This window comes from Pallidibacillus thermolactis (assembly GCF_025660415.1).
Lineage (GTDB): Bacteria > Bacillota > Bacilli > Bacillales > Caldibacillaceae > Pallidibacillus > Pallidibacillus thermolactis.
Genome location: NZ_JAOUSE010000033.1, coordinates 24,095 through 36,468, shown reverse-complemented (window position 1 = coordinate 36,468; position 12,374 = coordinate 24,095). Strand labels below are relative to the sequence as shown.

Here is a 12,374-nt window from a genome sequence, read left to right as displayed (position 1 = left end):
CTGACAGTCTTTTAATCCTGGGATATTCATGATAGAATTCATAGTACACGCAACTCCATTCTTTTTGCTTGTTTCTGGACAATTCAAGTATAAAAGAATGACGGGGTTGCGTGTCTTTTTTTTTTGACCAAAATTGTATGAAAACCCCAACATTTATTATAGAGCCAAAATAAAAAGATAAGTCCATGAAGACTTACCCTTTTGGCAGAACGACAGTATTGAGAATTAAAATCTTTAACAGATTCAATACGAGGTTGTAGAACGAAAAAACATTGCCCACTAAGTACTTGATGCTTTACTACAAAAAATCAGAGTGGGTACTACCTTTTATGCAATGCAAATCTTGGACCTTCCCCAAATTAAGACGTAAAGTTGTGTACAAAAAAACGCTCTTATTCTTGAAGAGCGTTGCATTGCTGTATAATCTAAAATTCGATTAATCCTAAACTGATTTGTAATGCTTCATCAACTTTTTCCATCATTCCGTCATCTAGATGTGTTATTTTATCTGTTAATCTTTGTTTATCAATTGTTCGAATTTGTTCGAGTAATATAACTGAATCACGCTCAAATCCGTACTTCTTCGCATCAATTTCAACGTGTGTAGGCAATTTTGCTTTTTGGATTTGTGCAGTTATTGCCGCAATAATTACAGTAGGACTAAACCGATTCCCTATGTCATTTTGCAGAATGAGAACAGGACGGACGCCTCCTTGTTCTGAACCAACGACAGGGGAAAGGTCGGCAAAGAAAACGTCGCCTCTTTTAACGATCAAAGGGCTTATCCTCCACTTACTAATCTCTCTACTGTATGTTCTGCCTCATATTCTGCATGGAACGCTTCAGACGCAATGGACAAATTAATTTTGGCCATTTCCATATATCCCCGTCTCATTGATTCGCGAATGTGTCTTTTTTTCCTTTCGCGTAAAAACTCTTTTGTCGCCTGATAGATTAGTTCGTCACGATTTACTTTCTCTGTTTTAATAAAACCATCAATTTCTAATAAAAGACTTTGAGGTAAATTCACTAAAATTTCTTGTGTTGCGCCGGATTCAGACACAAAAGACACCTCCAACAACTCAACTGGTACTCCTTAGTAAATAGTAACATTTTATCACAAGAAAGAAAAGTTTTTTTCTACTTCATCACCTTCAATATTATCGGCAAAAAAATTAGATTTAATGCAAGTTGTCTCAATATTATCCACTGTTCCAGCTTTCATTATTATGTTGGATTAGAAATCTTTACCATATTCTCTCCATTTTTATAGATTCGTGGGACTCGATTTGAAATCATGCACACTACTTCATAATTGATGGTATTTAGTTTTTGAGCAATTTCATCTACTGATATCTCTTCATTACCTTGTTTACCAATTAGCGTTACTTGTGTTCCAATCGGGTAAGGTTTCGGTAATTTTATCATACATTGATCCATACATATTCTTCCAACAATTGGCACCCTTATTCCATCAATCAAAACTTCTTGACCTTGTAATGCTCGCAGCCATCCGTCAGCATATCCGATTGAAATCGTACCAATCCATTCGTCTGTTTTTGCTACATACGTACAGCCATAGCTAATACACGAACCGGCTTTAACCTGTTTGACGTGAGTTAACCTAGAATGTAGTGACATTGCCGGTTGCAATGAAATTGGAAGATCTTCTGCTATTTCGAGCGCAGGTGTTAATCCATAAATAACGATACCACATCTTACTAAATTATAATAACTTTTATTATGAATTAATGTCGCCGCACTATTTGACGCATGGATCCATTTTGGTTTATCAATTAAAGTTTGTAAAAAATTATGAAATTTTTTTAATTGCTCTTCATAGTAAGAAGAATCTTTTGAATCTGACATAGCAAAATGAGTGAATACACCTTCAAATTCAACACATTTTTTATTTGTAATCACATTTACAAGATCCATTAATTCTTTCTCATCAAGAACCCCGATACGCCCCATCCCTGTATCAATTTTTACATGTACTTTTAAAGGCGTATCATTCAAATACGATGCAGCTTGTTCAATCCATGCCTTTTGATAAACAGTCAAAGCAATATTATTTTTCGCGGCTATTTGAGCATATTCAGGAGGACAATAACCTAGAACTAAAATTGGTGCATTTATTCCTTTTTTTCTTAAAAAAATGGCCTCTTCTAGAAGCGCAACGGCCAAAGAGTGTGCACCTGCTTGAAGGGCTACTTCTGCAACTTCAAAGGCACCATGTCCATAACCATTTGCTTTAACAACTGCCATCATTTTCGTTTCATTGGGCAAGATACGAATAATAGATTGAATATTATTTCTTATTGCATCAAGATGAACTTCTGCCCATGTTTGACGATAAAATGTACTGTTCAAAAGGATACACTTCCTTTTTATGCTAGATCAATCATTTGAGGATATACACATTAATTTATATATTATTTATCAAAATGTTTTCCATGTCAATGTTACTAAAAGATGGTAATTGAAAATAACAAGTTTTATCTACAGAAATTTTTTCAAAAAAAAAAGCCGCCGTTTAGCAGCTCAAAACTTTCGTTTGTTTATTTTTCAATTGCTACACTTTGTACAGACTTTGCTAACATGACCATTTCTTCTCTTGTTAAGTCGTTAGATGCAATCATAAATTCTACATTACCGTCTGTCCATGTTAACGAATGATCCGTTAATACCCCAATAGTAAATCCTAAATCTACAGGATCGCCATTAACCGGTGTTGGGGCCATTGAAGCTGTTTCTGCAACAGCAACATATTCTTGCATTAAAGTAAATGACTTTTCACCATCATATGTTAATACAACCCGTTTACCATTTTTGGTCACAACTTCTTCTTCATCTACTAAATTTGTTCCTGGGATTTCTTCGGTTGGTACTTTCACAGTAAAATCAACATCAGTAGCTTCTTCTTCCTTGTTTGATGCAACCGGTACTTCCATTTGTGCACTTGTCATGTTACGATTTAAGTCAAAGGAACCTTCATCAAATTTTGCATCAAATTCCACTTTTGAAAACTCCACTGTAAGTTTTACGTTCCGATCTTGGTCCATGACTTCTAAACGAACAGGTGATAGATCTTTTTTATTAAATGTAATTTCTTGGATTGGCAACATTTTATTGTATTGATAGCGCGTTTTTGTTTCAAATACATAATGATCATCCGTTTCCTTAAACTTCACTTCATCATCTTCAAGTATATCTTGTACTAATGATTCAAATAGATAGGGTTGGCTCGAATTTTTTGGCCAATCACTTTGAAATTTAAAACTTTTGTTTAATGCAGGTGTTAAAACGTAAACTCCATCTTTATTTCGTAGAATCATTTGACTTTGTTCCCGTTCGGCATTTTTCATATGCACACGGTAATTTTCCGGCTTATTATGCCAAACTTCAATTTTATACTCTTGAGCCTCCGTTCCCATCGTTAAGGTCATTGTCGCGTCTAACTTATACCCATTCATCGATTCGACCTTCGAATTTAAATCTTTTAGGACATCTTCCTGGGATTTTGCACCACAACCTACTAAAATAAACATTAAAATCAAACCGGCAAAAAGTATGACCCTTTTCCTCTTCATCGTTTCATCCCCTTTTGTTTCATTTCCTCGAGGAGAAGTCTTGTCTCCCTATATTTCATTTTGAATATATGAGACAAACCTTTGAATTATGATAATTTGTTTGGACATACTTTTTGCCTTTATATAATTTTGGAGGAACACGAACATTGAGTCATCGATCTTCAATAATAACTTGAGCTAATGCATGTTGACTAGAATGTGTAATCGTTAAGTGAACACCTTTTTCAATCGGTTTTACTATATAAGGTTTGCCGCGGTCATCCGTCACAATTTCAATATCCTGAAATGATAGGTCTTTACCAATTCCAGTACCATAAGCTTTTGCAAAAGCTTCTTTAGCAGCAAAACGCCCTGCTAAGTATTCAATTTTTCGCATTTCCGATAAACTTTCTAACCTCTCTCTTTCAGACGGCGTTAAGATACGGTTTTTAAATTTTGGATTTCGATCATACGTTTGTTTAATGCGTTCTAATTCAACAATATCCATACCAATTCCTTTAATCATTGAAAACTCCTTCTATTCTTAACTGTATTTCATATATATTTATTGTACAGGCATTTTTATCGACTGCAAAATATACAGGTGAGGTTACTGTATGAAAGTGATCAATGAAGTCATTTATCTCATGAAAAGATTCCCCGTTGTATCAACGATTTTAATCATTAATTTAGTGGTTTACTTAATAACAACAATCTCAATATTTCCAAACCGGACTCTTTTTCAACTACTTGCAGGAGTAAATATATTAATATCTCAAGGGGAGTGGTGGCGTTTATTTACACCAATATTCGTTCATGGTGATTTTTATCATTTATTTTACAACGCATTAATTTTTATTTTTGCCGGTTATCAACTAGAGCAATTGATTAAAAAAATTTCGTTTCTCTTCATTTATTTTAGCTCAGGAATTTTTGCAAATATCGTTACCTTCATTTTAGCACCTCCAATCTATGTCCATGTTGGTGCCAGTGGGGCAATCTTTGGTTTATTAGGAACATTTGCCGGCCTTATATATTTAAAAAAACTACCAAGATACCAGACTCATTTAGTGAGTATTATTCTTATTTTTTCAATTGTTTTTACATTTTTTACTCCAAACGTAAATATATATGCCCATATTGGAGGATTAATTTGGGGAATATTATGTGGTTATCTAGTAGCTGAAAGAAAACTAAGATAATATCTTTATTATTATAAATCAAAATGCAGGGGGCTAATTTGGCCCCTGAAACCACCATCACTTGATAATAAATGTAGATCCATCTACCCATTCATATTGATTTGCTTCTTTTATATCTGTTACTAACTTGAACAAAGCTTCATCTTTTTTCTTCGCTTCAATCATTATATCAATTTGTTTGACGGTCCCCTTTATTTTTTCTAAAAATCTCTGTAATCCCATCGGATCAATATAATCAGCATGTGCACGGAAGTCTTTTTCTGAGCGTGGACTTGAAATATGTATTTTTATTGGAAGTGGCGAGTTTTTCCATGTTGCCAAGATGCGCTCCCAATTTTTCTCCCAATGAATATCTTCGTTGTTCGCTTCATGATGATGTAAATCAAATACAAGAGGGATACCAAGTTTTTCACATAAATATAATGTATCTTGGACTGTAAATACCTTGTCATCGTTTTCTAACATAATCATCGATTGGATATAACTAGGAGTGAGTCCCCAATTATGGATAAATTGTTCTAATGCCTTTTCTTTATTTTGATACCCACCGCCAACATGTAAAACACAGCGATGTGTCGGATCAAGACCAAATCCTTCTAACAGTCGCCTATGTATATTTAACATATGGAGAGTTTGTATTAAAATCTCTGCTTTTGGAGAGTTCAATAAAACGAAATGATCGGGATGAAAATCCACACGCATCTGCGGATGTTTAACTAAAAATTGTTTGATTTTTTCCAGCTCTGCTGTGATCGGCTCAAAAAAATCCCAATCCTTTAATTCTGGATGATTAGCCAGAGGAATAAGTTTTGAACTCAAACGAAAAAAAGAAATATCATTTTCAACATTATAGCGGAGTAAACGTAAACAATTCGCTAAGTTCGAACGACTTATTCTTTCCAATTTACGAATTGCCGCTTCACGATTGGATAGTTTTGAAAACTGTGCAAAAGTCATTGTTTGTGATGGGGATGCATTTTTTAAATGAACACTCATAGCTACATAACCTAGACGGACAAGTGTCATTTGTAATCCTCTTTTCTTCTCACTGTTGTTTTTCATAGCTTAACCTATTCATGCATGAAGTATAATTTCTTATATAATTTATAATTCCAGTGAGTAAAGAAAACATTTTCGCACAATTTTGTCAAGATCGCACAAAAAAATAGTTTTTCGCACATTTTCAAATGTATTTCGCACCAAAATTAGAAGTTTCGCACACTACACACATATATTCGAACAAATAGGCCTATAATTCGCACAAACTATTAACTATCTAACTTATTTTATTTAAAAAAATAGACTAAATCACGTATTTCATTGAATTTTTCCTCCATTCACAGAGCTTTTTTGATTATTTTTCCAAAATTTTGAGCAGTTTAAAAAATTTTCAATAAAAAATAGCGCCGATTTACAATCAACGCTATTTATATAAATTTATCTCTTTTTATAACTACGACTTTGTTGCTTTCCTGATCTTTGATTATTTCTACGTTTAATATCGCGATGTCCACCACTTCGGTTTCCTTTTTTTGAAATGAACTTTTTCTTTTCTTTCCTTGCTGGTAGCGGAGCTTCATAGGAAATTTTAACCGGCGTTGTATCAGGTTCTTTTACTAACATTTTCATCATTGCAGAGATAACAGAAGTTGCATCATGTTCATCCAATAATTGTTCTGAAGCTTTTCGATATAAAGATAAATCATTCTCATCGATTGTCGACTCTACTTTATCAATGACAAGTTTTTGTTGACCTTCAATTGCTTCAGCTAATGTTGGGACTTGCATCCGTTTCATTCGTTTCTTAGTGGTTTCTTCAACGGTTCGCAAATAACCCATTTCACGCGGAACAACAAAAGTAATTGCAATCCCTTGTTTTCCAGCACGTCCAGTTCTTCCTATACGATGGACATAACTTTCAGGATCTTGTGGAATATCGAAATTATATACATGTGTAACACCGGATATATCTAAACCTCTAGCAGCAACATCTGTCGCAACTAAAACATCAATGGAACCTTCTTTAAATTTACGAAGAACGCTCATTCGCTTTCCTTGTGATAAATCACCATGGATACCTTCTGCTGTATAACCGCGAATTGAAAGTGCCTCAGCAACTTCATCTACTCTTCTTTTCGTCCGACCAAATACAATAGCTAATTCTGGTGACTGGTAATCTAGTAAACGGGTTAAAGCATCAAACTTTTCACGTTCATCTACTTTTATAAAGTATTGCTCAATTTGTGGAACCGTCATTTCTTTCGCTTTAACTTTTACATGTTGTGGATCTTTCATGAATCGTTCGCCGATACTTTTAATTCGATTCGGCATCGTTGCCGAGAATAACAAAGTTTGTCTTTCATCAGGTACACTGCTTAATATTTCTTCAATATCATCAATGAAACCCATATTTAGCATCTCATCTGCTTCATCTAGAACAACTGTGTGAATATCATTTAACTTAATTGTTCTTCGTTTAATATGATCTAGTAAACGTCCGGGTGTACCTACAATAATCGCTGGATTTTTTTTCAAAGCACGGATCTGTCTAGAAATATCTTGACCACCAAAAACAGCCAGAACACGAGCATGTTTTTCATAACCAATTTTATACAATTCTTCTGATACTTGGATCGCCAATTCCCTTGTTGGAGCGATCACTAACGCTTGAATATTTTTGTTTTTAGGATTTATCCTTTCAACCAAAGGAATCCCGAATGCTGCCGTTTTTCCTGTACCGGTTTGTGCTTGTCCTATTATATCAAATCCTTGCAAGCTAAATGGAATCGTCATTTCTTGTATTGGTGTCGTTTCTTCAAAACCAATACGTTTCAACGACTTTAAAGTTGCAGAACTTATTTGTAAATCTTCAAATTTTCCCAATGCTTTCAAACTCCTTCTTTTAACAAAAAAAACTCTCATACCTTTTTGAGAGTAATCATTCATTACAATATAGTCATTTCCAATAAGATTAATTTATATTACCACTAATTCATAGTCATTGCAATTTTTTTCTTAACTCTATTTTCATTCAAAAAGGTATAAATCTCCTCAAACAATTTACTGTTGTTACGGTCAAAGCAAATTTGATGTTTTGCATTTTCAATTAATAATAGTCGCTTTTCATCCGTTGCGATCTTTGAGAAAAGGTAATATGCACTTTTCTCCGGAACAATCGGATCACGTTTTCCTTGAATAATTAAAGTTGGAGTACTTACCTGATCAAGTACCGGTCTGACGGCTCTTACTAACTTACGAAATTCCATATAGGCAAGAATCGGAGTACCTAAAAATTTCCTTTTAAAGTTTTGAAATAACTCACTATTATAGAAGCGTTTTTTACAGACATCGATAAAGATTTCAAATGCTTCAAGGCAGAAATTTTTAGGATTTGAGTAAAATACTGCTGGACTTAAAAGAATAAGCTTATCAATTGGATAATGGGCGGTGAGCCAACCAGCAATCAAACCTCCCATTGAAAAGCCACATACATAGACTTTATCGCATTTTTCCAATAACATGAAAAGCTCTTCTTCAGCATGACGAATCCAATCAGTGTACGTAACATTTTTTAAATTACATAACTTGTCATGACCTGGTAAAGTCGGTACTCGTACTAACCAATCCGTTTCTTGTTGTAAATATTTAGTTAATGGAGTAAATTCGTAAGGAGAGCCTGTAAAACCATGGATACAAAGCATACCAATCATTGTTATCCACCCTTTCGACCATTTTTTATTAAAATTCCCAAAAAGGCGGATAACATGATTTAATTATGGTTAAATCTCTTCTTTAATGGCTTCAACTACTTCTTCTAATTTCATTCCTCTTGATGCCTTTACAAGTACAAAAGTATCTTTATTAAGATAAGGTTTCAATTGTTCAATTAGTTCCTTTTTATCATGAAAATTAAATACATGGTCTTGACCAAAATTTGTTCGAGCACCTTTTGCAATAAAGGTACCTAACTTTCCATATGTGAAAACATATTGGATGTTCTCAGGATCTAAGTATTCACCAATTTCGAAATGAAACTCTTTCTCTTTTGGTCCAAGTTCTAACATATCACCTAAAACTACTATTTTTGTTAAAAAGCCTGATAAATTTGTTACTAGATCAATTACCGCCTTCACAGACGTTGGACTAGCATTATATGCATCATTTAAAATTTGCGAACCATTTATTCCCCGTAAAATCTCCATCCGCATTTCAGTTAGTTTAATCTGGGCAAAAGCATTGTTCATTGCTTCAAATGGGATTCCAAAGTTATTCGCAACAATCATGGCAGCTAATGCATTCATGACATTATATTCTCCTAAAATCGGCATGTGGAAAGTTAAATCGGTAACATTCGTTTTAAAAGCAGTTCCTGTACCATTAAAATCAATTTGTTTTGAATAAAAATCATTAGACGCACTTTTGCCAAAAGTCTTAATTTTAATTGGTTTTGTAATCGATATTAATTGTTCCCGTATTAACTGTTCATCTCCTGGATAAACAAATAGGCCGTTCTCTTTCAAACCACTAATAATTTCCAACTTTGCTTTTGCGATTCCTTCCCTAGAACCTAAATCTTGTAAGTGAGCATCACCTATATTCGTAATTATTGCAGCATCTGGTTTAGCTAAATTTGTTAATAATTCGATTTCGCCATAATTACTCATGCCCATCTCTAATACAGCTACTTCTGTATCTTCTTTTAAGCTGAGAATAGTTAAAGGCAAACCGATGTGATTATTAAAATTACCTTGGGTTTTTTGAACTTTGTAGTTGACTGAAAGAAGCCCAGCTAAAATATCCTTCGTAGTTGTTTTTCCATTACTTCCTGTTACCGCAACTACTTTTGTCCGTAATTGATCACGATAGCCACCAGCCAGTTGTTGTAACGCTTTAAGGGTATCTTCAACAAAAATAATTGGTAAATTCTGCGGAGGGTTTGGAACATCTTTTTGCCAAAAAGATGCACTTGCTCCTTGCTTAAACGCTTCAAGGACAAATTCATGTCCATCCCTTTTTTCTCCTTTTAAAGGTATAAATAAATTCCCCGGCTCAACCTCTTTTGTATTAATAGAAACACCTTCTATAACTTGATTTGCATATGTATGATCAAAACTTGCATTGGAAATCATCTCACAAATTTGTTTAACTGATTTTTTAATCACAAAGATCCCTCCTTAAGTAAAAGCCTGTTTCAAAAGTAACAAGGGTTGGTAAAGATATCCAACCCCAGGTGTTTGAAAATGATTCTAATCAATTGTATAACGTAGTTTTTGCTTTTCATTATAACGCTCAATACCTAATTCAATTAAACGATCGATTAATTGCGGATAATCTACACCAGAATGTTTCCATAATAATGGGAACATACTTACAGGAGTAAAGCCTGGCATCGTGTTCACTTCATTTATATAAACTTCACCATCTTTTGTTACAAAAAAGTCAGCACGTATTAGCCCAGAGCAGTCTAACACTTTGAATGCAGTGATCGCCATTTGTTTAATTGTCTCATACGTATCCTCAGGAATATCAGCAGGAATTATTAAAGCTGTATCACGATCTTCGTATTTTGCCTTGTAATCATAAAACTCGGCTTTCGGAACAATTTCTCCAACAACTGAACATTTTGGTTCCTCATTGCCAATGACACCAATTTCAATCTCTCTTGCCTCAATGCCTTGTTCGACAATAATTTTCCGATCATATTGGAACGCCTCAACAAATGCTTTTTCCAATTCATTACGATCTCTACACTTATTAATGCCGACGCTGGATCCTAGGTTTGCTGGTTTAACAAAGTAAGGATATGTTAATTTTTCTTCTACAAGCTGGTAAACCTTTTCTTTATCTTGTTCCCACTCATAACGAAGGACACTTACAAAATCAACTTGTTTTAAGCCAGCCTGAGCAAATATGTTTTTCATAATTACTTTATCCATTCCTGCCGCAGAAGCTAAAACACCATTTCCGACATAAGGAAGATTCAACACCTCTAAGAGACCTTGAACGGTTCCATCCTCACCATTCGTTCCGTGTAATAGTGGAAAAATAACCGGCGGCTCTTCATTATCATTTGTCTTACTATTATTAAATAGAGTGATGCTGTTTTCTTCTTTTTTAGTTGGTTGCACTATTAGATCATTTAATTGTTTAACAGGACTCTCTAACGCTTCTCTTTTCACCCATTGGCCATTTTCGGTTATATAAATAGGCGTTACTTCATATTTATTAAAGTCTAATGCTTGCACTACCGCTAACGCCGTCCGCATTGAAACTTGGTGTTCTGCTGATTTCCCACCATAAAGTAAAAAGATCTTTCTTTTCATAAATTAATCCCCCAAACTGGATAATTAATGTCCATTGTCTATATTGTCCACTTCATTTTACCACTATCTCATAGATAGTGACATCAAATTTTCTAAATGTATTTCAATAAATTTAGTATATGCTAACCAGCTTTTTCATTTAACTAAATGACAACATGAATTACTAAGCAAGTAAAAAAATTAGCTGATTTTCCTTCCTAAGAAAGCGAAAATCAGCAATCATCGAATTAAGAATGAATGGTAATCGCCCACTCTTTTTGTTTCTTATCAAAAATAATATGTCCATCTGCATTTTCTTTTGAGACTTCTAGGAACTGTTCATTCATTTCATCCATATCATAATAATCACCAACTACCCAAAATGGTAAAATCGTTTGTGTGCGATTTTGCGTGATATGATGAAACGAGAATACAATTCCCTCCGTAAATAATGTATTTAGTTGATAGAGTACCTTTTGATCAACCGGTGGATAATCTTTTCGCTTCCTAAAATTGATTAAAGATTTCTCAAGTTTAATACTATTAAATTTATTTCCTAACACGCCGCCTAAAGTCGAATAAAAATCGGACCAGTAACGAAAGTAAATTTTGTTTAACCACCCATCAACATCCGTTAAATAGGCAAATCGGTTGTTTAATTTTTGAAAAAAAGGCAGAGATAAATGTTTCTTCATATGCCCTAAATATAGCAGTTCAGCCAACTCTTGGCCTTCTATTGTATCTAAACTAAATACATCCTCAAAATCGACCCAACAAAATTCACTTGATTTATATGAACCATTTTTAATTAAGTCTTCAAGCTGTTCATTTAAAACAAAACTTAATTTTGTATGAAAATGATATTCACCATTATACCGTTGTTGTTTCAATAACAGTAAATTTGTAAGGGGGGTCGGCAAAGACTGAATAAACTGATCAAATGTAATCCCATGGGCAATTACATTTTGTTCCCGAGTATTAACTAATATGTATATCACATTGTCCATCATATCGATTTTTGCCACAATCTTGCCCCCCTTATTTTTACACAACCGTTTCATTACATTTTCTATATATAATTGCTAATAACTAATTATAAAATTTTATAGTCACAAAAATGTTGCAAAACGTTTACATATTAATTGCAAAATTACTAATCCAAATTTACTGTATATCGTAACAAAGTTTCCGTCTTTTTCCAATTATTAGTAATAATTAACTAATAAAAGTATATAAATCACAACTTGTATTCATAAAAGTATTGTGCAAAAATGTCTGTAGATAACATTTGTCTGTTA

The 12,374-nt window shown here is 33.8% G+C and carries 12 protein-coding genes; 1 reads left to right on the top strand and 11 read right to left on the bottom strand.

What is annotated here, in order from left to right:
* Nucleotides 1–425: 425 nt before the first annotated feature.
* From OEV82_RS10850 to acpS, 5 genes are all read right to left on the bottom strand, one after another.
* Nucleotides 426–776, bottom strand: coding sequence for a type II toxin-antitoxin system PemK/MazF family toxin (locus OEV82_RS10850; protein WP_173660975.1), 351 nt, complete (start codon nucleotides 774–776; stop codon nucleotides 426–428).
* Between the two features lie 5 nt (nucleotides 777–781).
* Entirely contained in the window at nucleotides 782–1,063 is a 282-nt protein-coding gene (locus tag OEV82_RS10845; protein WP_173660978.1) for a CopG family ribbon-helix-helix protein, read from the bottom strand.
* Between the two features lie 164 nt (nucleotides 1,064–1,227).
* Nucleotides 1,228–2,373, bottom strand: a complete 1,146-nt coding sequence (gene alr, locus OEV82_RS10840; protein WP_263061888.1) for an alanine racemase — start codon at nucleotides 2,371–2,373, stop codon at nucleotides 1,228–1,230.
* A 188-nt stretch (nucleotides 2,374–2,561) separates the two neighbouring features.
* Entirely contained in the window at nucleotides 2,562–3,593 is a 1,032-nt protein-coding gene (locus tag OEV82_RS10835) for a LolA family protein (RefSeq protein WP_173660979.1), read from the bottom strand.
* Nucleotides 3,594–3,744: 151 nt separating this feature from the next.
* On the bottom strand, nucleotides 3,745–4,098 hold the full coding sequence (gene acpS / locus OEV82_RS10830) for a holo-ACP synthase (RefSeq protein ID WP_173660981.1): 354 nt from the start codon (nucleotides 4,096–4,098) through the stop codon (nucleotides 3,745–3,747).
* A 91-nt stretch (nucleotides 4,099–4,189) separates the two neighbouring features.
* Between acpS and OEV82_RS10825 the strand changes: the two genes are divergently transcribed.
* Nucleotides 4,190–4,774 carry a rhomboid family intramembrane serine protease gene (locus OEV82_RS10825; protein WP_173660983.1) on the top strand — a complete coding sequence of 195 codons (585 nt, stop codon included), beginning with the start codon at nucleotides 4,190–4,192 and terminating at the stop codon, nucleotides 4,772–4,774.
* A 57-nt stretch (nucleotides 4,775–4,831) separates the two neighbouring features.
* Here OEV82_RS10825 and uvsE read toward each other — a convergent pair whose 3' ends face one another.
* The 6 genes from uvsE to OEV82_RS10795 form a co-directional block, all read right to left on the bottom strand.
* On the bottom strand, nucleotides 4,832–5,800 hold the full coding sequence (uvsE, locus tag OEV82_RS10820) for a UV DNA damage repair endonuclease UvsE (RefSeq protein ID WP_263061887.1): 969 nt from the start codon (nucleotides 5,798–5,800) through the stop codon (nucleotides 4,832–4,834).
* A gap of 411 nt (nucleotides 5,801–6,211) precedes the next feature.
* Nucleotides 6,212–7,657, bottom strand: coding sequence for a DEAD/DEAH box helicase (locus tag OEV82_RS10815; RefSeq protein ID WP_407672764.1), 1,446 nt, complete (start codon nucleotides 7,655–7,657; stop codon nucleotides 6,212–6,214).
* Nucleotides 7,658–7,761: 104 nt separating this feature from the next.
* Complete coding sequence (locus OEV82_RS10810; protein WP_173658994.1) at nucleotides 7,762–8,484, bottom strand: alpha/beta hydrolase; 723 nt, start codon at nucleotides 8,482–8,484, stop codon at nucleotides 7,762–7,764.
* A gap of 69 nt (nucleotides 8,485–8,553) precedes the next feature.
* On the bottom strand, nucleotides 8,554–9,936 hold the full coding sequence (locus OEV82_RS10805) for a UDP-N-acetylmuramoyl-tripeptide--D-alanyl-D-alanine ligase (RefSeq protein ID WP_263061885.1): 1,383 nt from the start codon (nucleotides 9,934–9,936) through the stop codon (nucleotides 8,554–8,556).
* A gap of 84 nt (nucleotides 9,937–10,020) precedes the next feature.
* A complete protein-coding gene (locus OEV82_RS10800) occupies nucleotides 10,021–11,097 on the bottom strand; it encodes a D-alanine--D-alanine ligase (protein ID WP_263061884.1) in 1,077 nt (358 codons plus the stop codon).
* Nucleotides 11,098–11,324: 227 nt separating this feature from the next.
* Nucleotides 11,325–12,101 (bottom strand): hypothetical protein, encoded by a 777-nt coding sequence (locus tag OEV82_RS10795; protein WP_173659000.1) that lies wholly within the window; start codon nucleotides 12,099–12,101, stop codon nucleotides 11,325–11,327.
* Between the last annotated feature and the right edge of the window lie 273 nt (nucleotides 12,102–12,374).